This window comes from Sorangium sp. So ce321, assembly GCF_051530195.1.
In the GTDB taxonomy this organism is placed as follows: domain Bacteria; phylum Myxococcota_A; class Polyangia; order Polyangiales; family Polyangiaceae; genus Sorangium.
Genome location: NZ_CP150329.1, coordinates 412017 through 437709 on the forward strand (window position 1 = coordinate 412017; position 25693 = coordinate 437709).

Sequence of the window (25693 nt, forward strand, 5' to 3'; positions counted from 1 at the left end):
CCCGTGGTCGAGACCCGGCGCCCGCGAGCTCTCGAGCGCAGCGAGGCGTGGTCCTTCGACCGCTGCACTTTGCTCGTGATAAATGTAGAGAGCTCAGCGCCCGACGGCAATCGCCTGGGCAGGCGAGGTCCGACGCCGGCTGTGCGAGCAGAGCACGGACGACGCTCGCCCCGCGCGCCGTGAGCGGGCTGCACCTGCGACGAGATCCTGTATCTACGGGACGATCCTGCGGGAAAGAGCGCGTCACCGTGCGCTGGCGCCGGACTCACCTTCGATGCGAAGGAATCAGTCGGTCCGAGCTAACGAGATCACGGATTCAAGGATGAGCCTCCGGCCGCACGACACGCCGGTCACAGCCAGGACCCGATCCCGGTCGTGCCGGAGACGCCCACCCGCAGGGACATGACCGACGCCCTGCACTCGCTCAGGCACCCGGGGCCGCCTTGGGAACCACCGCGCCGACAAAAGCATGCGACCTTGATGATGTAATACGGGTCACATGAGGACCTCGGGGAGCCCGCGCGGCGCGGCGCTGGCCGCGCCGGGATCCGAGGATGCGCCGGGAGCCTCTGGGGGGACGTTCGTCTCCTGGAGTTGGCGCGCGCAAGCCCCGGTGCAGCCATACCCGGTACCGCGCCGGCGCGCTGCGCTCGGAGCTCCCGCAGGCCGTGATGCGAAGGCGGCCCCTCCCCTGGATGCATGGATAAGCTGTTGAAATGTATAGCTTTTCCAGGGGGCCGGATCGCATGGACGGAGGTCCTGTCGACCCGGGGCCGGTCCCGCAGTTGGGGCTTGACGTCTCCGAAGCGTCTGGATTTCCTCCTCCCCCGGCAGCGCCACCCAGATCGCGGCGCTCTGCGGCGCCCCAGCTCGGGACCGTCAGCCCGAGCAAGAATGACCGGTAGACCCACGAGAGACGTCATTTTTTGCACGAATCGAGAATGCCACTGGTTTATAGGACGCTCACGACCAGCAGCGCCCGGGCCAGCGTGTCAGGATTTTTCGAATCAGCTCGAGCTTGGTGATCCGGCGCGTCACCGAAATTTGCGAGCGTAACAGACGTGAACTCGTCAACGATGTTCACGCCGAGCGCGTCTCCGACAGGATGCGAGCTCGCCAACGAGGGCAGTGATGAACTTGCGAATGCTAACGTTTCCGGTCGTATCGTCATGGTTTGCTTTCACGGTGATCGCCTGCGCGCCCAGCAACCAAGGCAACCAGGTCGGCTCTCCCGGTCAGGCGAGTGCTGTCAGCCCAGCCAGCAGCGTCGCTCAGCCCGACACCTCGAGCCAGAGCGGCACGGCGCAGGCGCCCCCGGCGGCGGAGCCTGCGCCCCAGCGGCCACCGCTCCGGCCTGCCGCGAAGGGCGCATACTCCACGGGTGAGTACCGCAATCTGTTCGCCGAGCTGGGACACAAGCCCGCCGACATCGACGCCAAGATCGCGAAGGCCTACGAACAGCTGTTCCACGGCGACCCCAAGGAACAAGCCGTCCTGTTTGCGGCGGGGAAGAACGCGGACGGTCCCAAGGCGTACATCATGGACATCGGGAACGGCGACGTCCGCTCCGAAGGGATGTCGTACGGCATGATGATCGCCGTGCAGGTCGATCGAAAAGACGACTTCGATGCTCTGTGGAACTGGGCCAAGTCTCACATGTATCACGCCGAGCCGCGTCACCCCGGCTTCGGCTACTTCTCCTGGCAGATGCGCCCGGATGGCACGGCCATCGACGAGAACCCTGCTCCCGACGCGGAGGAGTACTTCGCCACGGCGCTGCTGTTCGCGTCCCACCGCTGGGGGAACGGCAAGGGGATCTACGACTACCGGAAGGAGGCCTCGAACCTGCTCGGCGCGATGAAGAACCGCAAGTCGATCACCGGGACCGTCAATGCAGGCAAGCGCAAGGCCACGTTGCTCTCGCTCTTCAACGCCGAGCACAAGATGGTGCGGTTCACGCCGGATTCGGATAACTTCGCGAAGAACGGCGATCATACCGATCCGTCGTATCACCTGCCCGCGTTCTACGAGCTCTGGGCGCTGTGGGGCCCCGAGGCGGATCGTGCGTTCTGGGCCGAAGCGGCCAAGGTGAGCCGCGATTACTTCGTCAAGACGACCCACCCGAAGACCGGGCTTGCTCCGGATTACGCCAACTTCGACGGCACCCCCAAGGCTGCTTCCTGGGACGCAGGGACCGCCAACTTCCGTTACGACGCGTTCCGCACCGCGATGAACTGGTCGGTGGACGCGGCATGGTGGGCGAAGGACCCGCGGGAGACCGAGCTGAGCGACCGGATCCTCGCGTTCTTCGAGTCCCAGGGGCCCAAGTACAAGGCCAACTTCACCCTCGAGGGTAAGCCCATCGTCGAGCACGACTCGCTCGGGCTCGTGTCGATGAACGGCGTCGCGGCGCTGGCCGCTACCCATCCGCGGGCCTGGAACTTCGTCGAGGACGTGTATCAGCGCGAGGCGCCTACCGGCAAATGGCGGTACTATGACGGCATGCTCTACACGATGTCCTTGCTGCACTTGAGCGGGAAATTCCGCGTCATCATGCCGCCGGCGCAGCCCGCGGCGTCTGCTGCTGCAGGCAAGCGCTAGCTCGCAGGCGTGTGGGCGGCGCTGCGTGGGCGCTCGGATCACTCCTGTGATCGCGGGCGCCCAGCGACGAGCGGCTCGACCGGATCGCCCTCACGCCGCCGCCTCCTGTGACCGCGACAGCTCGGTTTCCCGATCTCGTCCTGCCGCAGGGACATGATCGACGCCCTGCGCTCCCTCAGGGGCGTGGCCGCTGGCTGGACCGCATGTTGTCCCTTTATTTCTCCAACTCGGTCTGGCACCGTGCGGCCCTCTCGCCGCGTTGTCCCGGCGTGGCTCGCAGGAGATCCCCGGATGCGCTCGATCCTGTCCAGGTTGCTCCACTCGGCCTCCGTCGGCGCCGGCCGGCTTGCCAGGATGCGCTTCGAGGTGCAGGCCCGCCGGGCGGGCGCGGTGAACGAACGCCTGCTCCAGCGCATCCTCGAGCGTCACCAGCACACCGAGTTCGGACGACGGCACCGCTTCAGCGCGATCCGGAGCGCGAGCGACTTCCAGCGGGCGGTGCCCCTCGGGACCTACGACGCCTTCCGCGCCGATATCGAGCGCGTCGCCCGCGGGGAGCGGAACGTGCTCACCGCGGATCCGGTCACCGCGTTCGCGCTGACCTCGGGCACGACGGGCACCCAGAAGCTCGTCCCGTTCACCGCGTTCACGGAGCGCAGGCTCCTGCAAGACCTCCTCGTCAGCCGCGGCGCCCTGCTCGCGGCGATCCCCGCCGCCCGCGAGGCGAGGCCCGCGGTGGCGTTGATGAGCGCGCTCCTGACGGGCCGGACCGAGGGCGGGTTTCCGACCGCCTCGGTCTCCACGATCATGATGCGCTCCCTGCTCCAGCGTCGCTCCGGACCGTGGACCTCCCCGCCGGAGGCCTTCCTCGTCCCGACGCAGGCCGACGCGTTCTACGTGCACCTCCTGTTCGCGCTGGCCGAGCCCGCGCTCGGAGCGATAGCCGCGCCGTTCGCCTCCGGCCTCCTCGATTTCTTCCAGATCCTTGGGGCGCGCGGGCCCGCGCTGGTGGAGGACCTCGGCCGCGGCTCGCTGCGCGGCGACATCGCGATCCCGCCCGAGGTCGAGCGGTCGATCCGCGCCAGGCTGCGGCCTCACCCCGAGCGGGCGAGGGCGGTGGCGAGGGAGCTCGAGCGTGGTCTGGACGGCATCGCGCCGCGGCTCTGGCCAGGCCTCTCCCACCTCTCGGGCATCACGGGCGGCAGCTTCCGGCTCTACGCCGAGAAGCTCGCGCGCTACGTCGATGGGCTCCCCATCTACTCGCCCATCTATGTGTCCTCGGAGGCGATGATCGGCGTCAACCCGGGCGCGGGCGAGCCCGTCTATGCCCTCCTGCCGAGCTCCGCCTTCTACGAGTTCATCCCCGCCGACGAGCTCGACGCCGAGCGCCCATCGGTCCGGCGCATCGACGAGCTCGCCGAGGGGAAGCGGTACGAGCTCGTCGTCACGACCCACGGCGGCCTGTACCGCTACCGGATGGGCGACGTGATCGAGGTCGCGCGCCACCACCGTCGCGCGCCGGTGGTGGCGTTCGTCTACCGGCGAGGGAGCCTGCTCAACATCGCCGGAGAGAAGACGTCCGAGCATGCGCTCCATCACGCCCTGGACCAGGCGCTGTCGAAGGAGGGCCTCGAGCTCGTGGACTTCTCGACGATGGAAGACGCCGAATCCGCGCCCAAGCGCTACGTGATCTTCGTCGAGCTCACCGAGGACAGCCGGCCTGCGTCCGTCGAGCGGCTCGCCGCGCGGCTCGACGACGCGCTCGGCGAGGCCAACCCCTATTACGCCACCCTCCGGGGGCGCCTCGCTCCGCTCTCGCTCCGCCTCGTGCAGCCGGGGACGTTTCGTGAGCTCCGCGCGCTCATGATCCGCCGCGGCGCCTCGCCCAGCCAGGCGAAGGTGCCGCGCGTGGTGACCGAGGGGCCGCTGGCAGAGCTCCTGATGGCGCGCCGCGACGTCGCGTCGGAGCCCGCGGGCCGGCCCGGTTTACCGGAATGAACCAGCGCGAAGAAGCACCCTTACCCCGCAGGCCAGGCCCCTCCACCTGTCGAACCCACGCCACGGTGATCCCATGAACCTCGCCGGAATCGCCCATATCCAGCTCTCGGTCACCGACTTCCCGCGCAGCCGCGCGTTCTATCGCGCGCTGTGCGAGCACTTCGAGATGCAGTGCCAGTACGACGATCCGGGCAGCGAGGGCGAACGGCCCTCGCTCTACTATATTGGCGGCAAGACCGGCCTGTCGATCCGCCCCGTGAACCCGGAGCACGCCGGCGCTCGCTTTCACCAGTACAAGCCCGGCCTGCACCACCTGTGCTTCCGCGCCCGCAGCCGCGAGGACATCGACGCGTTCCACGGGTTCTTCGAGCGCACGCTGGCCGCGCTCGGCGGCAAGCTCGTGCACGCGCCGCAGGATGGCGGGTGGGCGGCCGGCTACTACTCGATCCTGTTCGAGGATCCGGACGGCATCCGGCTCGAGATCAACCACGTCCCCGGCAAGGGCAACCTGTCCGAAGGCGTCAAGCTCCCGTTGCCCGCGCGCTTCCAGGGGGGCGTGCCGGAGCAAGAGTGAGAAGGCCCGCGGCCTCGCCACGACGACGCTGCGACAGGACCCCGCGGCCGCAGGGCGACCCTGGCCGCGGAGCAGCCCGTGATGGTAGGCCTGGACCATGCACGAGCCGAGCGTCAGCCAGGTGGTCGCCGAGCTGCGCGCGCTCGGCGTGAGGCCGGGCGGCGTCCTCCTCGTCCACACGTCGTTCAGGGCGGTGCGGCCGATCGAGGGCGGGCCGCTGGGGCTGATCCGCGCCCTGCGCGCGGCGGTCGGGGACGACGGCACGCTCGTGATGCCGACGATGACCGACGGACAGAGCGTGTTCGATCCCCGGTCCACGCCGAGCTGCGACATGGGGATCACCGCCGAGACGTTCTGGCGTCAGCCCGGCGTGGTGCGCAGCGGCCATCCCGGCGGCTCCTTCGCCGCCATCGGCCAGCACGCCGAGCGCATCTGCGCGCCGCAGCCGCTCTCTCCGCCGCACGGGCCGGACAGCCCGCCGGGCCGCGTACACGAGCTCGGAGGTCAGGTGCTGCTGCTCGGCGTCACGCACGCCGAGAGCACGACGCTCCACGTCGCCGAGGCCATCGCGCGGGTCCCCTACTCGGTCGCGCACCCGTGCGTGATCGAGGTCGACGGCGCGGCCCGGATCGAGATGATCCACGAGACGGATCACTGCTGCCGGCGCTTCACGCTCGCCGAGGGCTGGCTGCGCGAACGGGGGCTACAGCGGGAAGGGAGGGTGGGCAACGCCCACGCTCGCCTGTGCGCTGCGCGCGATCTCGTGGCGGTGGCGGTCCAGCACCTGGCGGTGAGCCCGCTGGTGTTCCTCTGTCCGCCCGGCGAGGGCTGCGAGGAGTGCGACATGGCGCGCGCCAGCGTGCCGGCGGAAGGAGCCGGTGGACGGAGGTCGGGGACGCGTGAATGAAGGGCAGAGCGCGCGCCGCTGCCGCCCTTCCTGTCGCCGGCACCGGCACGCACCGGCTACGCCGACCTCGGTCGGCTCGCTCCAGGCGCCCCGGGCCGGACGACGGGGACAGCCAGGCCTGTGCGTTGACATCGCTCAGCTTAACCGATAAAGCGAAATGGCAATGTCGAGCATGGCGCGGGGGACATCGCGCAGTCGTCCCTCGTTCTTTGTATGCGGGGCCACGGCGCCGCGTGCTGTCACGGAAACGGAGCGTCGCGGGGACCGGAGGTCGCCCGCGCGGAGAGGCTTGTCATGAAGACTGGACTGATGCCGCGTCGCATCTTCTTCCTGTCGGCGCTGGTGCTTTCCGCCAGCGCCGCAGCGGGCTGCTCTTCCAAGGAAGGAGCCGAGGCAGCCCGTGGCGCTCCAGAGGGGTCGGCGGCGCCCGCGTCGCAGCCTCCGGCGAAGGGCCCCGCGATGGTCACCATCTCGAGGGAGCAGCAGGCCTCCTGGGTGCGCAACTTCAACCCGCTGCTGTCCGAGGGGAGCGTGCGCTTCCCGACGCTCGCCGGCATCTACGAGCCGATGCTCATCTTCAACACGATGAAGGGCGAGTACACGCCGTGGCTCGCGACGAAGTATGCGTGGAGCGACGGGAACAAGAAGCTCACCTTCACGACCCGCCCCGGCGTCAAGTGGTCGGATGGACAGGCGTTCTCGGCGAAGGACGTGGCGTTCACGTTCGAGCTCCTGAAGAAGCACCCCGCGCTCGACCTCTCGGGCGTATGGAAGTTCGTCGAGTCGGTGAAGGCGGCGGACGACGCGACCGTCGAGTTCGCGCTGAAGCGGCCCTACGTCCCGGGGCTCAGCTACATCGGCCACCAGCCCATCGTGCCGGAGCACAAGTGGAAGGACGTCGCCGACCCGGTCACGTTCTCGAACGAGAATCCCGTGGCGACAGGGCCGTTCACCGAGGTGAAGGTCTTCCAGAACCAGGTGTACGAGCTCGGCAAGAACCCGAACTACTGGCAGGCAGGGAAGCCGGCCGTCGACGGGCTCCGCTTCCCGGCGTACCCGGGCAACGACCAGATCAGCCTCGCGATCATCAACGGCGAGGTCGACTGGGCAGGCGCGTTCGTCCCCGAGATCGAGAAGGTCTACGTCGCCAAGGATCCGGCGAACCATCATTACTGGTTCCCGCTCGTCGGCGGCATGGCCACGCTGTACGCGAACACCACGAAGAAGCCGTTCGACGACGTGCGCGTGCGCAAGGCGATCAGCATGGGCATCGATCGGGAGCAGATCGTGAAGATCGCGGCCAACAACTACACCCAGCCGGCGGACGCGACCGGGCTCGACGACTCCTACGAGCGCTGGCGCAACCCGAAGGCCGTGGCCGCGGGCGACTGGGTGAAGCTCGACGTGGCGAAGGCGAAGCAGCTCCTCGACGAGGCCGGGTACGCCGCGGGCCCGGACGGGATCCGGGTGAAGGACGGCAAGCCGATGCGCTTCGAGATCAACGTCGTCACCGGCTGGTCCGACTGGGTGCGAGCGGTCCAGATCATCACGCAGAACCTGAAGCAGCTCGGCATCGACGCCTCGCTCAAGACGTACGACTTCAGCGCGTTCTTCGAGGCGCTCCAGAAGGGCACGTTCGACATGTCGATGGGGTGGACGATCGTCGAGCCCACCCCGTACAACTACTACCGCGAGCTCATGTCCGCCGAGCTCGTGAAGCCCGTCGGCGAGTCGAGCGCGCGCAACTGGCACCGCTACGGCGACAAGGAGGCCGACAAGCTGCTCCAGCAGTTCGAGTCGGCGACGGAGTTCGCGGAGCAGAAGCGCATCCTCGACGAGGTGCAGATGCTCTACGCGCAGAACGCGCCGGTGCTGCCGCTCTTCAAGAACCCGTCCTGGGGCGAGTACAACACGAAGCGCTTCACCGGCTTCCCTACCAGGGAGAACCCGTACGCCAAGCTGTCGCCGAACAACCCGCCGGAGTACCTGCTCGTCCTGACCGAGCTCAGGCCGAAATGACTCGAGTGGAGTCCGGCGGTAAAATTGCCGTGACTCTGATGGCGGGTACCCCCTTCAAAGCCCTGGACTCTGAACCGTTTAAGTGCTCTCCTTGGGGCACTTCCCTCGCACCTCGGATCACGTCGTAGCGGTAGCTCGCGCGCGGATGCGCGACCGGGTGCGCGGTTCTTGGTTTCTTGTCGACCCGCGGAGGGAATGGGTTCTCTCCTCGCCGTGCGTCCCTCTCAGGCCTGGCCCTGTCGAGGGTGATCTGCGCGCGCGCCGCGACGCGGCGCGGCGCGGCGTACGAGGGCTCCTGTCCACCTGCAGGAGCAGCAGGAGTCGCCGTGAGGTCACGCACGATGGAGTCCGTACGTCGGCAGGTGCAATCAGGAGAGAGGCAAAGGAGATCACGATGCGCGTTCTTCATGGATCGGTAGCTGGTTGGGCCGGTGCAGCCCTCTTGGCGTTGGGCCTCTCCGTGGGCTGCGGAGACGACTCGGACGACCAGCAGGGCTCGGGGCAGGAGACGACCGGAGCGGGCGGGGACGCGTCGGGCACCGGCGGCGGGGCCACCGGCGCCACGTCCGGCTCCGGGGGCGAGACCTCGGGCAGCGGCGCCACGACGGGCACGGGCGCCACGACGGGCACGGGCGCCACGACGGGCACGGGCGCCACGACGGGCACGGGCGCCGGGGGCGGGGAGGTCGAGGAGTCGACAGGGTTCTCGGTGCGCGGCCGCTTCCTCCACGACCGCTGCGGCGAGAAGGTGCTGCTCCGGGGCGTCAACGAGATGGTCGTGTGGCTGTCGTCGGGGCCCGACGGCCTGCCGGAGTTCGAGGAGATCGCGAAGACCGGCGCCAACACGGTGCGGATCGTCTGGCTCGCCACGGAGTCCTCGGCGGGGCTCGATCAGGCCATCACGAACGCGCTCTCGCAGAAGCTCATCCCCATCGTCGAGCTGCACGACGCCACGGGGAAATGGGAGCTCCTGCCGACCCTGGTCGACTACTGGACGCGCTCGGACGTCGTCGCTGTGATCAAGAAGCACGAGCAGAACCTGCTCGTGAACATCGGCAACGAGGTCGGGGACCAGGTGGACAACGCGGCGTGGGAGGCGGGCTACAAACAGGCCATCACCCGGATGCGCGAGGCCGGCATCACGGTGCCGCTCATCATCGACGCCTCCAAGTGGGGGCAGAACATCGACCAGCTCCAGGCCGTCGGCCCCGCGCTCGTCGCGCACGACCCCAACATCCTGCTCAGCGTCCACATGTGGTGGGTCGACGGGAGCGGGGCCACGATCACGAAGGAGCTCGAGGAGTCCGTGGCGCTGAACCTGCCGTTGATGGTCGGCGAGTTCGCGCAGCACGCCGTGTACGAGTGCGGCCAGCACCCGTTCGATTACAAGACCCTCCTCGCCAAGAGCGTCGAGCTCGAGGTGGGGTGGCTCGCCTGGTCGTGGGGCGCTGTCGAGAACGGCGACTGCAAGGAAGACGGGCCGTTCGACATGACGACCGACGGGACCTTCGCGGGGCTCACCGGCTGGGGCCGCGAGGTCGCGGTGACGGACCCGAACAGCATCCAGAAGACCTCGGTGCGCCCGCACTCCATCGAGACCGGCTCGTGCAGGTAGCGCGACGCCGGCGGGTCATCCGCCGCCGGCAGCGCGCACCGCGATCTGCCCGCCGTGCGGCCCGACGCGACCGCACGGCGGGCCCGCGCTAGCGCTCGCGCGACGCTGACGCCGCGCGGCGCGCGAGTCTCCCCCGAGCCACGACACCGCTACTGCTCCGCGCCGATCGAGTCGAGGAAGTCGTTGAAGGCGTTGACCTTCTCCGCCGGGACCACGTCGACGCCGAGGTCGAACCGGCCCTCTCCGACCAGCTGCGGCGCGAGGACCGCCCTGGTCGCGTCGAGTCCGATGTTCTTGATGCCGTAGACGATATAGGGCCCGAGGTACCCCGTGTAGTACTGCCGCTGGACGTGCGTGGCCTTGATGCGACCCTCGCGCATGTGGCCCACGGTCTGCGGCTCGAAGTCGAAGCCGACGATGGGGAGGTCCGTCGCGCCCGCGGCGTCTGCGGCCGCCGGGCACCGGTACGAGACGGCGAACAGGCCGATCAGGCCCACGACGGGCGGGTCCGCGGCCTCGATCTCGGCGCCCATCGACGCGATGTCCTCGGCTTCGTCCATGAAGTTGATCGGGTGTACGAGCACGTCGTAGCCGGCTTCCTCGAACACGCGCTGGGCAGCCTGGGTTCGAGCGACGCCATCGATCCAGGTCGGGTCGTCGGTGCCGTGGATCATCACCGTACCCGGGGCCTCGGGCAGCAGTGCGAGCAGCGTCCTCCCTGCCGTGGCCCCGGCAGAATCGTTGTCGATCCCGACGTAGATCGAGCGCTTCGAGCTCGCCAGGTCGGTCTCGAGCGTCACCACGGGGATCCCGTTCGTGGCGGCCTCGTCGAGAGAGGGCACGTTGCCTTCGCCGAAGGGCGAGATGGCGATCCCCTCGGCGCCCTCCGCCACCACCTGCTCTATCTGTAGAGTCTGGAGCTCCATGTCCTTCTGCTGATCGCCCGAGTACTCGGTGGGCCCGAGCACGTTCCCCGTGACCCTCCCTGCGGCCCCGAGCTCCCCCATGGCGCGCTTCGCGCCCGTGGCGATCGGCGCGAAGAAGCCGCGGAGGGACTTCATCAACACCGTCATCTGCATCGGCTGGATCGAGTTCTCGTTGATCTCGGCGACGAGATTGTCGATGGTCGCCTCGACCTCCACCGGAGTGAACTCGTTCTGGGGAACCGGCTCCCGCTCGATCGGCCTGGCTTCCGGCCCCACCTCGGTCGTGTCGTTCGCGCCGCAGGCCGCGGTCATCAGCGTGAGGCCGAAGGCCGCCGTCCAGGTTCGTCCAGTCACGGTCATGAGACCCCTCCTACTATGTTGTTCGTTCGGTCGCGCGCGGTAGCCCTGCGTGCAGTTCGATCTCGGGGCGAGATCATCGCCCGGGCTCGCATGGGACGGGGACGGGGGCGAGATCGACGAAGGCGTCGCCGTCGACTGTCCACGTCTGCATGAAATCGTGCTGGTTCGCCCCGTACTCGTCGAACTCGTATTCGGCGGCTGCCCCGACGTATCGGACAGGGCTCCCCGCGCGGAGCTTGGCCATCGCCGCCCCCAGGTCTCGCCACGAGGCCGCTTCGTGGTCGGGGCTGCTCAGCTCGCGGAGGATGTTCTTCAGCTCGTACGCGGATGAAGGGAGGGCCCCGCTGGTCGCCTGGGCGTACGCGAGGCCCATCGCGATGAGGACGACGCCGTCGTAATAGAAGTGGGCTGCAGGGAGCGGCGCTTCGCCCCACCTGCGGGAGAAGTGCCCGATGAAAGCCTCGGCGTTCCCGGTCGTGCAGTCGACCGTCTCCTGGTCCTCGTCGATGACGCGGCACTCGCTCCGCAGGCTGAGCGAAGGCGAGACCCCCAGATGTCCATCGAGGGTGCCTGTGGGGATGTTGGCGAGGAGCACCTCGGTGCGCAGCGCAGGGCCGAGGAGCCAGGTGCCCGGGCGACCGGCGACGGCCCATTCGGTCACGATGGTCGAGGCGGTGGCGGGATAGGCGGCCAGGAGCGTGCGGTCGGCGTGCGCTGCGAAGGCGGAGTCGATCTTGTCCGTATAGGTCTGCTCGCCAGACGTGAACGAGACCGAGGGGAGGACCCTGCGCCCGAGCGACGAGAAGATGGTCGTGAACTCGCTGCTGACGCTGGAGTTGTAGTCGTCCTGCGCGGCGAGGCTATTCACTGTCTGGACGCCCGCGCGAACGGCGGATCTCGCCAGCACGCAGCCGACAGCGAAAGGGGAAGGGGCGAGCCGCATCGAGCCGCCCCTCGGGTCGCTGCGCGCACCGAAGGGCGCGGCATAACCGGGCATCATGTGGAACACATCGCGCGCCTTCACGTGCGGCGCGATCGCGAGGGCGAGCTGGTTCTCTTCGGGCCCCACCAGGTAGGCGACGCGGTCGGTGTAGATCAGCTCGAGCAGCTGATCGGACCCGCGCTCCGGGCTCGAGTGGCTGTCTCTGAGCACGAGGTCGAACGGCTTCCCGTCGAGCCCGCCCGTCGCGTTCAGGTCGTGGACCGCGAGCAACATGGCCTCCTCGAGGTTGCGGCCGATGGCCGACTCGCTACCGGAGAAGGGCAGGAGGGCCCCGATGACGACCGCACCCTCGGGGTGCTCGGGCGCTGCCGGCGAGCATGAGCCCGAGAGCAGGGAGGCGAGCCCCACGAGCAGACCGATCCGGGTGCAACGCATGCGTTCGCTGCGACAGGCGTACCCCGTGCCGACTCCACGGGTGCGACGCGACGCGGCAGGAAGCCTCGGATACATGCGCGACCTTCGTAATACGCCATCACATCGACGACCAGCCTGTCAAGGTGGCTTGCAACACAACTACGCAGATCTGTAATGGAAGCTCACGCCGCGATGCAGTCGATACACGGAGAACGCTCATAGGTCGTCGCCGTGTCCGGGCTCACGTGATCGGTAGTGGCCACGCCGGTGACGCTCGAGCTGCCGGAGGCGGCGCGCTCGTGCCAGCGCCCGTGCGTGACGCCGCCCCGCGCAGAGGAGGGCCTGTCCGCTCGCGACCGTGCTCACCTCTCGGCTGATGAGCCGCGAAGCACGTACAGGGACCCCGGTCTCCAACGGTTGCTGAGCTGCCGAGCCCGAGAGCCAATGCGCGTCACGCCAGCCGTCGAAGCCTGCGGGGTCAGCCCCGGAGCAAGCCCGGCCAACCTCCAGCACGGTTCAGCAACATCGCAGTGCTCCGAGCGCGCCCGCTCGGGTCGAACGACGATCGGGTTGGCGCCGACGGCGTACAGCTTGGCCGCGCGCGCGCAGCCCATGTTGCACGCATGAGAGATCAAGGCACCCTCCCCGACAACGTCAACCAGGCCGAGAGCAACGGCTCATAGGCCGGTCACCGGAGCGCCGTCACCCGAGGAGCTCGTTGCCAATGCCAGCTGGTCGTCGGAAGGCCGCGATCCTCACTCGAGCGGGCCTCCCTCGGAGGTCCCCGCCTTCGTGGTCTCCTCGTCCGTGTCCTCGTCGTCAGAGTCGTCGCACGGATATGCGCTGATCCGGTAGGAGAGGCCAACCTCGGCCAACAGCGCCAGATCCTCCGGCGCGAGAGCGATGCTCGCCGTGAACTGCGCGGAGGAGCCCACCGTCATTGCCACGTCCACTTCGGCCGCGGCACCGTGCTGTCTCAGCTCGAGCAGGGCAGATCGATTCGACCGAACCCACGCACGAAATTCCTGGACCAGAGCATCCGCAGAAGCCGCGTCACCGATGCAGAGGCTGAAACCGGACTTTTCTAGAGTTTGACCCCTCCCGGTGCGGTCACCGGCGTGCCAGACCGCGTCAGGCGCAAACCCGTGACGGCGCAGATAGGCGTCGACCTCGAAGCGCCGACCCGAGACTCGAATGACAGCCACTCGCACGTCCATACCCTCCGGTGCCTCGCGCCCAAGCGCTTGCCCTGGAGCTCGGCGAGCAACATCGCCTGCCTCCGGCGACGGGGAGTGTCGCTCGGCACCGACGCGCAGCGCAACGGTCATCCTCGGCGCGGTGTCGATTCGGCCAGCGTAGGCGCCGGCGGGCTCCACACCGGACGCAGGCGCGAGCAAGCCCTCGACGCTCATCCGTCCGCGCCGACGAAGAAGCCCTGGAACGGTCCAGCCGTTCAGCGACTTGCCGAGTCCTCCGAGGCGCGGGACGGCGTCCACGGTCGCAGCAGAGCACGGCGGTCCCGCTGCGCTGATTGAGCAAGCGCTCGCTCATCGCGCACGGCGCTGCGCAACACCCCCGCTCGACCCCATCGGCCCGGAGAACGCACGCCAGCGCCGCGACACGCGGCGGTCCGCGTGACGGGGCGGGTCAAGGCGCCGTGGACACCGCCCCGAGCGAGCTGGAACGGGGCGTGCAATCACCTTGCGCAACGACGTCGCGCAACGACGTCGCGCAACGACGTCGCGCAACCGACCTGAGCTCGTCAGCGCTCGGCGCTCCCGACGCTTCGCGCCCGCTGCTCCCTCCCCGCAGCGGGCAGCGCGCGCCGGACGCGCCGAGCGAGGAGCCCGGCGTGAACAACGCACGGAAGCTGCGTCGTTCACGCCGAGATCCTCCCACAGACATGCACAAGCCCGCGATCGCGGGTCGAAACGACCGAGACAACCCTCCGTTCTCTCCGGCCCCACGCCGGAAGAGGTGAATCGACATGAGCCCTCGTATCGACCGTATTCCCCAGAGCCCCACGTTTTCCCTCCGCCGCCTGCCGGCGCGCCGCTCGACGTCCCTCGCGGCGCTCCTCGTCGCGGCCGGCGTTTCGTGCGCCCCGCCCCACGACACCGGCGACCTCGACGCCGAGGCGGGCGATGCCGTCGCCTCGCGGGCGACCGACGCCGAGAGCCTCGGCAACACGGGCCGGGCGCGGTCGGCCCTCGTGACGACCGCCGCGGCCCTCCCCGCGGCGGAGCTCGATCGGGTCGCATACGCGGCCGCCGCCGCGAAGGTCAACGACCCAGGGCTCGACCTCCTGGCCGACGCCACGAGCCGGCTCGCGGCGCGCCACCCGGGGCTCTCGGCGGCCGAGTACCAGAGCGCCATCGCCGCGATGTGGACGATCCTCGCGGCGAGCCAGCCGAACGCGCTGCACGACCTGAGCGGCCAGGAGATGCGCTTCATCAGCCGGACGATCGCCCGCATGGTGCCCCGGCTCGGCAGCGGCGCCCCCGCGGACGCGCTGCGCGAGACGGCGCGGAGCTACATGTCCGCCTTGCGCAGCGATCTCGACGAGGTCCGCAAGGTGTCGCCCCTCGACTCGCTCCACGACCAGCACGGGGCGGCCCAGCAGTTCCGCGAGGGGTGCTGGGCGCGGCTCCACGCCGCGGCGCGGGCGAGCGCCGCCCTCGCCGCCGCCGTCGACGGCAGCGTCGTCCAGCAGCGCCTCGCCGTGCGGACCAGCGACGCGGCGAGCCTCATCCTCGGCGTCCACCCGGTCGAGCCGCTGCGGAGCTTCGTGCTCGCCAACGTCCAGGCGGACGGCAGCCTCACCGCCAGCCAGAGCGCGGTGGAGACCCTCATCGAGGCGGCCGGCAGCGCGGCGCTCGCGCAGACCCGGGCCTACGCGGACAACCTCTTCGCCATCGACGCCGCCGAGCAGCAGTACCTGAGCTCCAGGCCGGCGGTGGGCGCGGCCAGCGCCGGCCCGTCCGCGCTCGCCGCGGGCGACCCGGCCGCCGCAGGCGACGCCGAGGCCAAGCTGAAGAAGGCGATCGAGGACGCCACGAAGAAGCAGAAGCAGCTCGCCGACAAGCTCGACAGCGTGAAGTCGGGCGCCACCGGCGCCCTGGGGCTCGCCGCGAAGCTTGCGTCGATGTCCAACGACCCCGACTTCGCGAGCGACATCGAGCTCCTGAGCAAGACGACCTCCATCCTCCTCGACACCTTCTCGAAGCAATCGAAGGGCGCGATCGAGACGGCGTCGAAGCTCGTCGGCCTGCTGAACCTGGGCGAGACCGGCTTCAAGGTCATCGGCGCCGCCGTGCTCACCGGCGACCTGATCGGGGCTGTCTTCCAGATCGTCTCGCTGTTCAACAGGGAAGACAAGCCGTCGATCAACCAGAAGATCCTCCAGAACCTGCGCGATATCCGCGAGCTCGTCGTCGACGTCCGCACCGAGATGCACGCGCGCTTCGATCGCCTCGATCGGAAGCTCAACGGCATCTACGACGCGGTGATGGAGCAGTTCGAGCACATCAACTTCGAGCTCGGCGAGCTCGAGGTGGACCTCGAGGAGGTGCAGCTCGCCCTGTTCACCCTGCAGGCCGACCTCAACCGGCTGGATCGCAATATCTACGCGTTCCTCGACGCGGCGGAGCGGCAGCCGCTCGTGGAGGGCATCGCCGGCTTCCTCGACTACCAGCAGCGTACAGGGCTCGAGATGGCGTACAGCCCGACCTACCTCGACGGCGAGAACCGCTTCTACACCTGGAGCTACTTCACGTCGAAGGACGCCATCCAGGCGGGCCCGGCCAGCCGGAGCTTCGACGACGCGCAGATCGCGACCGAGCTCGGCAATTACCCGCTCGCGACCAACATCAATTACCTGAGCGAGCTCTCCGCCCTCAAATTCGGCCTCTCGCGGCTGTCGTCGGAGCGGCTGGCCAACCCGCTCACCTGGATGACGGCGGCGGAGAGCTATGCGCAGCTCGGCGAGGAGTGGCCCGAGCACGCGGGCCAGATCGACTCGGATCGGCTGGAGCGCGTCATCGACGCGGGGGAGGACCTGGCGGCGGGCCTCGACCGGATCGCCTCACCCGCGCTGATGCGGAGGCTGGCGGACCACTACCGCGGCAAGGTGACCGCGCTGCGCGACGCCATCTCGAGCTACGAGGAGACGTTCGAGGCCGCCCCGAGCCGCAAGCTCCACGGCGTCGACCTGTGGAGCGGCGCCGACCAGGTCCCGACCACGCACGACCTCGCCGGGCAGAAGCCGCTCCGGTCGTGCCGGAACAAGACCTTCAAGGACGGCCGGGAGTCGTTCGAGCTCGATCTCGCCCCCTTCGCCGCCGATTACGCGCCGCTCGCGCCGTTCCTCATCGCGGACAACCTGGGCGGGCTCTCCGACCTGAAGCCGTGCATCCACGCCAGCTGGACGTGGGAGAAGTCGGCGGAGGTCCCCTGGGGCCGGCTCTGGACCTTCCGGCTCGATTTCGCGGTCCGGGTGAGCTACGGCGCGACGGCGGTCCACGAGATCTGGTTCACGACGAGCACGCGTCAGACCCGGCTCATCAGGAGCTACGATCCGCCCTTCGATCCCGACGCCGCCTGGTCGCCCGAGTACTACATGACCGAGGCGGTCTGGAACCAGCGCGCCCTCTCCTCGCGCCGCCTCCTGGCCACCTCGGCCCTCCTCGACCAGGCCCGCACCGGGGTGGAGCGGAAGCTGGACGATCTGCAGCGCGGGTTCTACGGCCACGTGGCGACCAAGCTCGCGCAGCTCGGCGATCCGATCCAGGTCGCCGGGAGCCAGCTCACCGGCTCGAAGGCGCTCTGGGAATCGTACGTGGCCCTCGGCTTCCCGCTCTCGCTCGAGCAGAACGACACCCTGCGCTCGCTCCTCTACGGCGGCGAGTCGCTGCTCACCGGCGCCGGCGGCGACCCCGGCTTCATGAACAGCGTCCGCAACATCTATCTCTTCATGAGCCAGTCCGACGAGCTCCCGGTGAACAACGTCCTGCCGGCGATCGTGTCGCTGTCGAGGGAGCGCTCCGATCGGCTGCTCACCACGGTGAACGACATCAACGCGGAGATCCGCGCGGCCGAGGAGCTCGAGGGCAGCGCGCTCGTCAAGGGGACCCTCACGCGCCTGTACCTGCTCAAGGCGCAGACGCCGGGCGGCTGAGCGGACGCCGCGCGACGCGCTGCCGCGCCGTCCAGATCGGGGGCCAGCCCCGACGCTTCAGGCGCCCTGGAAGCCGCCCGCGCGGCACGTCATCACCAGCGTGTCGCGGTGGCCGGGCTCGCCCGCGGGCTGGATCGGCGTCGTCTCGTGGATCACGCGCTCGTCGTCCAGCAGCAGCAGGCTCCACGGCTCGGTGAGCGTGAATCGCTGGCCCGCGGGCCCGTCCGCCTGGAAAACACGCGTCTCACCGCCCTTGATGCCCGCGCGCCCGACGAGGAACACCGCCACGAGATCCACGCCGTCGCGGTGCGCGCCTTCCGGCGTGGGGCGGCCAATGCCCCCTTCCGTGTCGATGCGGAACTGGTGCGCCTCGACGAACCAGGGCTGCTCGCCCTTGAGGCCGGAAGCGACCTGCCCGAGCCCACGCAGCAGGCCTGCCCAGGCGGGCTGGCTCACCACCTCCGGCTGGATCGGCTCGAACCACCGCTGCATGCCGCCGTGGAGCGCGTTGTACTCGACGGGCTGCCAGTGCGCGCGATGCGGCGCCTGGCGGACCGCGCCGCCTTCGACCACGAAGCACGAATGCCGCCGGCTGCGATAGTGCCCGCCGTCCTTGAGGTAGCGGTCCTGCGGCAGGTCGTCCCAGGAGGGCCGCAGCGCATGCAGCTCGCGCAGGGCGCAGCCCGTGAGCTCGGCGACGCCCTGCGGGCTGAGCACCGCATAGCCCTGCTGGCGCAGCAGCACGGGCACCTGCGCGGGATAGGTGAAGGCGGGCGTGAGCTCCATCGGCCTCAAGCTTAACCCGCAGCCGGCGGCTGCGAGCAAGCGGCTTCCCGCCTGCGCCATGCGCCGCCGGTCTGACCGCGATCAGCGCGCGAGCCGCCGCGTCAGTCGATGACCTTCACGCCCTTCCAGAACGCGACGCGGTCGCGCACCATCGCGGCGTCGGGCTTGGGGTCGGGGTAGTACCAGACCGCCTCGGGGTTGAGCTCACCGTCCACGAGCAGCGAGTAGTAGCTGGCCGTGCCCTTCCACGAGCAGACGGTGTGGTGGTCGCTGGCGGTCACGTAGTCGCGCTTGAGCGAGCTCGCGGGGAAGTAGTGGTTGCCTTCCACCAGCACGGTGTCGTCGCTCTCGGCGATGACCTTGTCTTTCCAGATGGCTTTCATCGATTCCTCGCTCGGGCGCGCGCAGCCAGCGCACGATGAACGTCTTTACCGCGTCGGTCCACACGGGACTCGCCTGGAAGCTGGCGCGCTGGGCGAGGCGCCGCAACCCCTCGACGGTGAACCGGGTCGAATTTGCCGTGTGCAGGCGCTCGCCCTCGCCGACCTCGAGGGCGCGGCCGGCGGCCGCGCGCGACCGGACGAGCCGGCCTGCGGGTCAGCGGTTTATCGCGTCGATCGCGTCGATCGCGTCGAGGTGCGGAGAGAGCACCTCGGCGATCCAGGTCATCACCGCGCGGACGCGGCGCGGGACGCTCCTGCCGTGCGTGTGGAGGAGCGAGACCGGCATGGGCGCGCAGGTGAGGCCGGGCAGGACCTCGACGAGCGCGCCCGCGGTGATGCTGGCGAGCATCCCTGCCCGCGGCACCTGGATGATGCCGAGGCCGGCCAGGCACGCCGCGCGGTAGGAGTCGGCGCTGTTGACCGTCACCACGCTGCGCATCGGCCGCTCGCGGTAGCCGCCTTCGTGGGGGTACTCGAACGACGGCGCGTCGGCGCCGAGCGTCAGCGAGTAATGCACGAGGAGGTGCCGATCGAGATCCTCGAGCCGGCGCGGCGTGCCGTGCTCGCGCAGGTAGGATGGGCTCGCGCAGTTGATCATCCGCAGGGCGCCGAGCCTGCGCCCGACGAGCCCCGGGTCGCCGGGGGCGCCGATGCGCAGGACGCAGTCGAAGCCCTCGCGGAGCGGCTCGACGCGCCGATCGGTCGTGCTGAGGAGCACCTCGAGCGCGGGGTAACGCGCGAGCAGCTCGGGCAGGCGCGGGATGATGACGTCGCGCGCGAAGTTCACCGGCAGATCGATCCGCACGCGCCCGCGCAGGGCCCTGGCCGCCTGGAACATCGCGCCTATATCGTCGGCCTCGAGCGCGAGGCGGCGCGCCCGCGGGAGGAGCTCCTCCCCGTCCGGCGTGAGGCGCACGACGCGGGTGGAGCGCTGGAGGAGCCGGGTGCCGAGCTCCGCCTCGAGCGCCTTCAGCCGCAGCGAGACGCGCGCCTTGGGCATGCCGAGGTGCTCGCCAGCCCTCGTGAAGCTCCCGAGCTCGGCCACCTTCACGAAGATCTTGAGCGATTCCAGGTCGATGCTCATTGTTTCGATTGTCGAAACAGTGTGTCCGAACCCCGGGCCTTTCTCAACCGGGATCGGAGGGCTATTCACTATCGCAGACAGCGGCGAGGGGCCGCGTCGCCATCGAAAGGACCCGACCATGAGCACATCGAAGCGCAGCACCGTCGCCCTCGTCACCGGCGGAAACCGCGGGCTGGGGAAGAGCATGGCCCTCCACCTCGCGGAGCGCGGCGTGGGCGTCATCATCACTTACCGCGGCAACGCGGCCGAGGCGGCGGAGGTGGTGAAGGAGATCGAGGCCAAGGGGGGCAAGGCAGCGGCCCTCGCGCTCGACGTCGCCAGTACGCGCGGCTTCGACGCGTTCGTCGAGGCGGTGAGGGCGGAGCTCGGCGGCAAGTTCGGGCGCGATCGCCTCGATTTCCTGGTGAACAACGCCGGTATCGGCGCCCACGCGAGCTTCGTCGAGACGACGGAGGAGCAGTTCGACGCGCTCGTTAACGTCCACCTGAAGGGGACGTTCTTCCTCACGCAGAAGCTCCTGCCGCTGATCGCCGACGGAGGGCGGATCCTCAACATCTCGTCGGGGCTCGCGCGGCTCACCCTCCCCGGGTATGCCGCTTACGCCGCGATGAAGGGCGGCGTGGAGGTGCTCACCCGCTACCTGGCGAAGGAGCTCGGGCCGCGGAAGATCTCGGTCAACGTGCTCGCGCCGGGCGCGATCGAGACCGACTTCGGGGGCGGCGCCGTGCGCGACAACGCCGAGCTGAACAAGATGATCGCCGCCCAGACGGCCCTCGGCCGGGTGGGCCTGCCGGACGATATCGGCGGCGCGGTCGCGATGCTCCTCTCGCCCGAGAGCCACTGGATCACCGGCCAGCGGATCGAGGCGTCAGGCGGCCAGATGCTGTGAGGCGCTCGCCATCACCGCATCACCGCGGCGCGCGCACCACCCGGCCGCCGTCGGCCTCGTCGATCGCATAGACGCAGGCGCCCCGCACCGCCACGCCCGCGGGGCGCGTCAGGCCCTCGGCGAGCACCTCGGGGTAGCCCGGGCAGCCCGCGGTCGGGCAGCGCATCACCGTGCCCCCGCCGCGGTTCACCCAGTAGGCATCCGCGCCCTCGATCGCGATCGCCGCGGGCTCGCGCAGCGGCCGCGCCGGCTCGGTCTGCGGCGCGAGCGCCTCCTCGGCGCACCCTTCCACGAGGTCGCAGCGGGAGACGCCGCCCGCCGCCCCGCCCGGGTCGGCCCAGGTCCAGAGCACCTCGGCGCCGCCGAGCGCGATCCGGTCCGGAAAATCGAGCCGCACCGCGAGCTGCGCGGGCGCGACGGGCGGCGACGCCCCCTTGTCCAGGCGGAGCACCCGGCCGAACTCGGCGCCCGTGCCGCGCTGGACCCAGACGACGTCGCCCGCGCCGCCCGGGGTGACCGCCACCCCGCGCGGGTGCGACTGGCTCAGCGCGAGCAGCTCCGGCGCCGCCCCGCAGCCCTCGGCGACGGGGCAGCGCAGCAGCTCTCCGGCGGTGCCGCTCGGCTCGTCGCGCGTCCAGTACACGTCGCGCCCGTCCGTCGCCAGGCCGCGCACCGCCTCGGCCTCGCCCGGACCGAAGGCGATGAGCGAGGTCGCGCCCGCCGCGCAGCCGTCGGCCGGGCAATGCCAGAGCCCGTCGCCGGCGACCCACACGACGAGCCCCTCGGCGGCCGCGAGCAGGCCCGGCGCCGGCGTGAACGACACGAGGTCCTCCACCGCATCCGTCGCTGGATCGAGGCGGCGGACGCGATCGCCCTCGCGGCTCGTCCACACCAGATCGGGCCCGACCGCGGCGATCGCTGCAGGACCGCCGGCCGCCTCGGCCGCGGCGACGACGCACTGGACGCTGCAGTCTCCAGGCGCGCACCGGCCCGGATCGCCCGGGTCGAGGGTGTCCTCGGCCCCGCCGGTCAGGCCGTCGAGGTCGATGTAACAGCCAGGGAGCAGCGCGAGGAGGGCCAGCGCGGCCCCCCTCGGCGCGGCGATCGTCGCCCGGACCCTCACCGCGCCGCCCGCCCTCCCTCCGGCGCATCCGACGCCCCCGGCGCGTTCGGATCGACGACCGAGGTGCGGCTGCCGCGGCCGCGCGTGTCGAACGTCCGGAGCTTCACCACCCCGCTCACCGCCACCGGCCCGCTGTAGACGGCCGAGGTGGCGTCGGGCTCCGTGCCGTCGGTCGTGTAGCGGATCTCGAGCCCCGGGAAGGCGACGCTCGCGACGAGCTGGCCATCGTCGACGCGCGCGCCCGGCAGCGGGAGCCGGTAGCCCACGCCGCCGCCCAGGTGGTCGAGCCGCGGCAGCTCGCGCTGCCCCAGGCTGTTGGCGAAGCGGTTCCACGCCTCCGCGAGCAGGCTCGCGCGCGCCGCCGCGTCCTCCTCCGCCGCCCACGCCGGGTCCGGCGCCCAGGCCCGCTCCGCGAGGCTGACGAGCTTCGGGAAGATCAGGTACTCCATCGCCTGCTGCCCCTTGGCGTTCTCGCCCCAGAGCTGCCCCTGGATGCCGAGGATGTTCGCCCGGCCAGCGTCGGTCAGCCGCACGTGATCCCGGAACATCTCGGCCTGATCGATCGGATTGCCCATGCGGTCGGCATGCGCGCTCTTGTAGAAGTCGAGCGGCACGAACTCGTAGGGCTTTCGCGTGTCCACGAACCCGGCCCAGTAATAGCCGGGCTCCGACGGGTCCTTGTCGTAGGCGAGATCGAAATACAGGTTGGTGGCGTTGGAGAGGACCACCGGATAGCCCGCGTTGGCGAGCTTGTAGCCGTTGTCCTCGTCCCCCCAGCCCCAGACGTTGTTCCAGACATAGGGCCTGAAGTTGCTGTTCAGGAACGCGGGGTTGGCCTCCTTGTCGAAGCCGCCGCCCGCCGGCACCTTCTTCAGGGCGATCTCCTCCCAGCCGCCTGTCACGAGGCCGTGAGACGCCACGATCTCGTTGATCTTGCTGAGGAAATAGCTCGTCACGTCGGCCGCTGAGTCGAGCCCGTCGCCCGCCTCCTCGTCGAGGAGCGCCTGGCACGAGGGGGACTGCTCCCAGACGCCCTCCGGCACCTCGTCGCCGCCCGTGTGAAGGGTGGTGAGCGTCGCGCCAGCCTCGGCGTACATCGTCACGAGGTCGTCCACGACCACCTTCACGAACCTGTAGGTGGACTCCCGGCAGGGGTTCAGCACGTTGTCGTGCCACATCTGCACGGACATGTACTGGGATGCGTCCTCCAGGTCGCTGAGCAGGAACTCCTCGGCCTTCTGGAGGTCGCCCTCGGCCGCGAGCCTCGCGTGACGCGCCTCCATCGCCTTGACCGCGGCGCGGGCGTGGCCCGGCATGTCGATCTCGGGGATCACCTCGATGTGGCGCGCCTTCGCGTGACGGAGGATCTCCACGAGCTCGGCGCGGGTGTAATGGCCGCTGCCGCTCGAAGCCGGTGAGTCCGGGTCCGGACCGGAGCCGAACGAGGGGACGAGATGGTCCCCGTCGTCGAGGGTATGGCCGCGCCGGGCGCCCACCTCGGTGAGCTCGGGCAGGCCGCTCACCTCGAAGCGGAACCCCTCGTCGTCGGTGAGGTGGAAATGGAACTTGTTCAGCTTGTAAAAGGCCATGACGTCGAGCAGCTTCAGCACGGCCTCCTTGCGCTGGAAGTTGCGCGCGACGTCGAGGTGCATGCCGCGGTAGGCGAAGCGCGGGGCGTCCTCCACCGTCACCGCGCCGATCGCGAGCTCCGGCCGGGCGCTCCGGTACGCCTCCACGGGCGCGAGGGCGCGAAGGCTCTGGATCCCGTAGAAGACCCCGGCCGCGTCGCTGCCCACGATCTCGACGCCATCTGCGGTGACCGTGAGCCGATAGGCCTCGTCGCCCGCCTGCCGCGGCCGGCCGCCGACGTCGAGCGCGCCCGTCGCCAGCGAGATCGCCGCCGTCCCCGCAGGCGGCGCGCCCTCGCGGACCTCCGGCGCGCCGCCGAGGAGCACCTCCAGCGCCTCCGCCAGGAAGGCCGCCTCGCCCTGGAGCCCCGCGGCGTGGTAGATGGGCACCGCAGCCGACAACACGAGCTCTCCGGCGCCCGCTTCGAGGAGCACCGGAGAGGGCACGATCCTGTCCACCTCGCCCGGCGCGAGCAGGCGGACAGCCTGGTTCTCGTCATGGCGAGACGCCGTCGTCGGCACGGGCGTTATATCGCCGGGGAACCGGTCGGTCTGCTTCTCCTCCACGAACGGCGCGACGCTCTCCGAGCCGACCGGCTCCGGCGCAGAGGCCACGCCCTCGACGTCCGTGAACACGAAGTAATAGCCCGCGGGCGCGTCCGTCTCCTTGATCGCCCAGTACGCCGCGTCGAAGGGGATGACCACGCTTTGCCCCGGCTGCACCGGCTCGAACGCCTCGGTCGGCTCCATCTTGAAGAAGTCGCCGTTGATCTGGGTGACCGTCACCCCCGCCGGCAGGCTCTCGGGCACGATCGTGCGGACGAAGTTGAAATAGAGCGTCCAGCCGCTGCTCCCGAGCGCGGCAGTTCCATGGTTGGTGATCGTCAGCGCCGAGCCGAAGCTCACCGCGGGGTTCTTCGTGTTGTCCAGCACCTCCCAGCTCACGGCGAGATCAGCGCCTGACGGGCGCTGCTGCGCCGAGTCGCCGCCCGCGCCACCGCCGCCCGCATCACCGCCTGTGTTGCCGCCGCTGCCGCCGGTGTTGCCGCCATCACCGCCCGTGCTGGTGCTCATCGTGGTGCTCCCGGTGGACGAGGACGTCTCGTCGTCGGCGCACCCTGCCACAAACAGGGCCGCGACGAGCAGCCCCCCTCGGAAAACAGCCTTTCGCATGGCGCACTCCTACAGTGTTTTCGTGACCTTCTTGAGCCGCCTCGGCGCGTCGGGGTCGAGACCCCGGGCCTCGGCCAGGGCAGCGGCCGCCAGATAGAACGCCTGGACCTGACAGAGCGGGTCGAGCAGCTCGTGAGGGGACTCCGGCACAACGAGCTGCACCCCCGGCAGCCCGGCGGCGCCCACCAGGATCACCTTCGCTCCCTGGCTCCGGAACTCCTCCGCCACGCGGACGAGGCCGGCCTGGGCCGGGCCGCGCGGGGCGAAGATCAGGAGAGGGAACCGCTCGTCGATCAGGGCCATGGGCCCGTGCTGCACCTCGGCGACGGTGAACGCCTCGGCGTGGACGCCGCACGTCTCCTTGAACTTGAGGGCCGCCTCCAGCGCGATGGAGAAGCCCGGGCCTCGCCCGAGCACGAGCAGGCGCTCCTCGCCGGCCAGCGCGCCGACGAGCGGGCCCACGTCGGCCCCGCTCGCGGCGGTCAGGGCGTCCGGCAGCGCGGCCAGCGCGTCGAGCAGGGCGGCGTCCTCGCGCCAGCTCCCGACCACCCTGGCCATGGCGCTCAGGCTCGCGATGAAGCTCTTCGTGGCCGCGACGCTCCGCTCGGGGCCGGCGCGCAGCGGGAGCGTCGACGCGGCCACCCGGGCGAGCGGTGAGCCGGGCTGGTTCACCAGGGCCGCCGTCACCGCGCCCGCGGCGCCGCAGGCCTCCAGCGTGCTCACCACGTCGGGGCTCTGCCCCGACTGCGACACGGCGACCGCCAGGCCGCCCGGGAGCCGCAGCGGCGCGCGGTAGAGGGTCACCACCGAGGGAGGCAGGCTCGCGACAGGACAGCCGAGCTGCGTCATCACGAGGTAGGCGAGGTAGCCCGCGGCGTGATCCGAGCTGCCGCGGGCGATCGTGACGACGGACGGCGGCGGCGCCGCGCGCAGGCGAGCGCCGAGCTCGCGGTAGGCGGGCTCGTCCTGGGTGAGCTGCTGCGCCACGACCTCCGCGGCGGAGCGGGCCTCTTCTGCCATCAGCGAGCGCGATC

At 70.1% G+C, this 25693-nt stretch carries 17 protein-coding genes and 1 pseudogene; 8 read left to right on the forward strand and 10 right to left on the reverse strand.

Annotated elements, in window-relative coordinates; translation table 11 throughout:
- The first annotated feature begins 1143 nt into the window (after positions 1-1143).
- The 6 genes from WME89_RS01635 to WME89_RS01660 all read left to right on the forward strand — a co-directional run bounded on the left by WME89_RS01635 (position 1144) and on the right by WME89_RS01660 (position 9714).
- Positions 1144-2601, forward strand: a complete 1458-nt coding sequence (locus tag WME89_RS01635) for a glycosyl hydrolase family 8 (RefSeq protein ID WP_438007530.1) — start codon at positions 1144-1146, stop codon at positions 2599-2601.
- 291 nt (positions 2602-2892) lie between these two features.
- Entirely contained in the window at positions 2893-4599 is a 1707-nt protein-coding gene (locus tag WME89_RS01640) for a GH3 auxin-responsive promoter family protein (protein ID WP_438007531.1), read from the forward strand.
- 73 nt (positions 4600-4672) lie between these two features.
- Positions 4673-5173, forward strand: a complete 501-nt coding sequence (locus WME89_RS01645; RefSeq protein WP_438007532.1) for a VOC family protein — start codon at positions 4673-4675, stop codon at positions 5171-5173.
- A gap of 97 nt (positions 5174-5270) precedes the next feature.
- Complete coding sequence (locus WME89_RS01650) at positions 5271-6080, forward strand: AAC(3) family N-acetyltransferase (protein ID WP_438007533.1); 810 nt, start codon at positions 5271-5273, stop codon at positions 6078-6080.
- 294 nt (positions 6081-6374) lie between these two features.
- Complete coding sequence (locus WME89_RS01655) at positions 6375-8099, forward strand: ABC transporter substrate-binding protein (protein ID WP_438007534.1); 1725 nt, start codon at positions 6375-6377, stop codon at positions 8097-8099.
- A gap of 442 nt (positions 8100-8541) precedes the next feature.
- Positions 8542-9714, forward strand: coding sequence for a cellulase family glycosylhydrolase (locus WME89_RS01660; protein WP_438007535.1), 1173 nt, complete (start codon positions 8542-8544; stop codon positions 9712-9714).
- A 149-nt stretch (positions 9715-9863) separates the two neighbouring features.
- Here WME89_RS01660 and WME89_RS01665 read toward each other — a convergent pair whose 3' ends face one another.
- The 3 genes from WME89_RS01665 to WME89_RS01675 form a co-directional block, all read right to left on the reverse strand.
- Complete coding sequence (locus WME89_RS01665) at positions 9864-11000, reverse strand: substrate-binding domain-containing protein (RefSeq protein ID WP_438007536.1); 1137 nt, start codon at positions 10998-11000, stop codon at positions 9864-9866.
- A gap of 73 nt (positions 11001-11073) precedes the next feature.
- The gene (locus WME89_RS01670) at positions 11074-12378 is read right to left on the reverse strand and encodes an ABC transporter substrate-binding protein (protein ID WP_438007537.1); all 1305 of its coding nucleotides are present in this window, start codon (positions 12376-12378) and stop codon (positions 11074-11076) included.
- A 734-nt stretch (positions 12379-13112) separates the two neighbouring features.
- Positions 13113-13574: a hypothetical protein gene (locus WME89_RS01675; protein WP_438007538.1), complete on the reverse strand. Its 462-nt coding sequence runs from the start codon at positions 13572-13574 to the stop codon at positions 13113-13115.
- Between the two features lie 770 nt (positions 13575-14344).
- Between WME89_RS01675 and WME89_RS01680 the strand changes: the two genes are divergently transcribed.
- Positions 14345-17533, forward strand: coding sequence for a hypothetical protein (locus tag WME89_RS01680; RefSeq protein ID WP_438007539.1), 3189 nt, complete (start codon positions 14345-14347; stop codon positions 17531-17533).
- Between the two features lie 57 nt (positions 17534-17590).
- Here WME89_RS01680 and WME89_RS01685 read toward each other — a convergent pair whose 3' ends face one another.
- From WME89_RS01685 to WME89_RS01700, 4 genes and pseudogenes are all read right to left on the reverse strand, one after another.
- Positions 17591-18319: a 2OG-Fe dioxygenase family protein gene (locus tag WME89_RS01685; protein WP_438007540.1), complete on the reverse strand. Its 729-nt coding sequence runs from the start codon at positions 18317-18319 to the stop codon at positions 17591-17593.
- Positions 18320-18420: 101 nt separating this feature from the next.
- Positions 18421-18702 carry a DUF427 domain-containing protein gene (locus WME89_RS01690; protein ID WP_438007541.1) on the reverse strand — a complete coding sequence of 94 codons (282 nt, stop codon included), beginning with the start codon at positions 18700-18702 and terminating at the stop codon, positions 18421-18423.
- A 31-nt stretch (positions 18703-18733) separates the two neighbouring features.
- Positions 18734-18871: pseudogene (locus WME89_RS01695) on the reverse strand (L-histidine N(alpha)-methyltransferase); the annotation flags it as partial.
- Between the two features lie 45 nt (positions 18872-18916).
- Positions 18917-19846, reverse strand: coding sequence for a LysR family transcriptional regulator (locus tag WME89_RS01700; RefSeq protein ID WP_438007542.1), 930 nt, complete (start codon positions 19844-19846; stop codon positions 18917-18919).
- A gap of 118 nt (positions 19847-19964) precedes the next feature.
- Between WME89_RS01700 and WME89_RS01705 the strand changes: the two genes are divergently transcribed.
- Positions 19965-20735 carry an SDR family NAD(P)-dependent oxidoreductase gene (locus WME89_RS01705; RefSeq protein ID WP_438007543.1) on the forward strand — a complete coding sequence of 257 codons (771 nt, stop codon included), beginning with the start codon at positions 19965-19967 and terminating at the stop codon, positions 20733-20735.
- Between the two features lie 19 nt (positions 20736-20754).
- Here WME89_RS01705 and WME89_RS01710 read toward each other — a convergent pair whose 3' ends face one another.
- The 3 genes from WME89_RS01710 to WME89_RS01720 are packed head-to-tail and all read right to left on the reverse strand — an operon-like array spanning position 20755 to position 25679.
- Positions 20755-21858, reverse strand: a complete 1104-nt coding sequence (locus WME89_RS01710; RefSeq protein WP_438007544.1) for a hypothetical protein — start codon at positions 21856-21858, stop codon at positions 20755-20757.
- Positions 21855-24659 (reverse strand): family 20 glycosylhydrolase, encoded by a 2805-nt coding sequence (locus WME89_RS01715; RefSeq protein ID WP_438007545.1) that lies wholly within the window; start codon positions 24657-24659, stop codon positions 21855-21857. The genes WME89_RS01710 and WME89_RS01715 overlap by 4 nt, the downstream gene beginning before the upstream one ends.
- A gap of 9 nt (positions 24660-24668) precedes the next feature.
- Entirely contained in the window at positions 24669-25679 is a 1011-nt protein-coding gene (locus WME89_RS01720) for an SIS domain-containing protein (RefSeq protein ID WP_438011879.1), read from the reverse strand.
- Between the last annotated feature and the right edge of the window lie 14 nt (positions 25680-25693).

What these genes read in the sequence shown, in the direction of transcription:
- WME89_RS01635 (WP_438007530.1), top strand. Translation starts at nt 1,144, where the DNA reads ATGCTAACGTTTCCGGTCGTATCGTCATGGTTTGCTTTCACGGTGATC.
- WME89_RS01640 (WP_438007531.1), top strand. Translation starts at nt 2,893, where the DNA reads ATGCGCTCGATCCTGTCCAGGTTGCTCCACTCGGCCTCCGTCGGCGCC.
- WME89_RS01645 (WP_438007532.1), top strand. Translation starts at nt 4,673, where the DNA reads ATGAACCTCGCCGGAATCGCCCATATCCAGCTCTCGGTCACCGACTTC.
- WME89_RS01650 (WP_438007533.1), top strand. Translation starts at nt 5,271, where the DNA reads ATGCACGAGCCGAGCGTCAGCCAGGTGGTCGCCGAGCTGCGCGCGCTC.
- WME89_RS01655 (WP_438007534.1), top strand. Translation starts at nt 6,375, where the DNA reads ATGAAGACTGGACTGATGCCGCGTCGCATCTTCTTCCTGTCGGCGCTG.
- WME89_RS01665 (WP_438007536.1), bottom strand. Translation starts at nt 11,000, where the DNA reads ATGACCGTGACTGGACGAACCTGGACGGCGGCCTTCGGCCTCACGCTG.
- WME89_RS01670 (WP_438007537.1), bottom strand. Translation starts at nt 12,378, where the DNA reads ATGCGTTGCACCCGGATCGGTCTGCTCGTGGGGCTCGCCTCCCTGCTC.
- WME89_RS01675 (WP_438007538.1), bottom strand. Translation starts at nt 13,574, where the DNA reads ATGGACGTGCGAGTGGCTGTCATTCGAGTCTCGGGTCGGCGCTTCGAG.
- WME89_RS01680 (WP_438007539.1), top strand. Translation starts at nt 14,345, where the DNA reads ATGAGCCCTCGTATCGACCGTATTCCCCAGAGCCCCACGTTTTCCCTC.
- WME89_RS01685 (WP_438007540.1), bottom strand. Translation starts at nt 18,319, where the DNA reads ATGGAGCTCACGCCCGCCTTCACCTATCCCGCGCAGGTGCCCGTGCTG.
- WME89_RS01690 (WP_438007541.1), bottom strand. Translation starts at nt 18,702, where the DNA reads ATGAAAGCCATCTGGAAAGACAAGGTCATCGCCGAGAGCGACGACACC.
- WME89_RS01700 (WP_438007542.1), bottom strand. Translation starts at nt 19,846, where the DNA reads ATGAGCATCGACCTGGAATCGCTCAAGATCTTCGTGAAGGTGGCCGAG.
- WME89_RS01705 (WP_438007543.1), top strand. Translation starts at nt 19,965, where the DNA reads ATGAGCACATCGAAGCGCAGCACCGTCGCCCTCGTCACCGGCGGAAAC.
- WME89_RS01715 (WP_438007545.1), bottom strand. Translation starts at nt 24,659, where the DNA reads ATGCGAAAGGCTGTTTTCCGAGGGGGGCTGCTCGTCGCGGCCCTGTTT.
- WME89_RS01720 (WP_438011879.1), bottom strand. Translation starts at nt 25,679, where the DNA reads ATGGCAGAAGAGGCCCGCTCCGCCGCGGAGGTCGTGGCGCAGCAGCTC.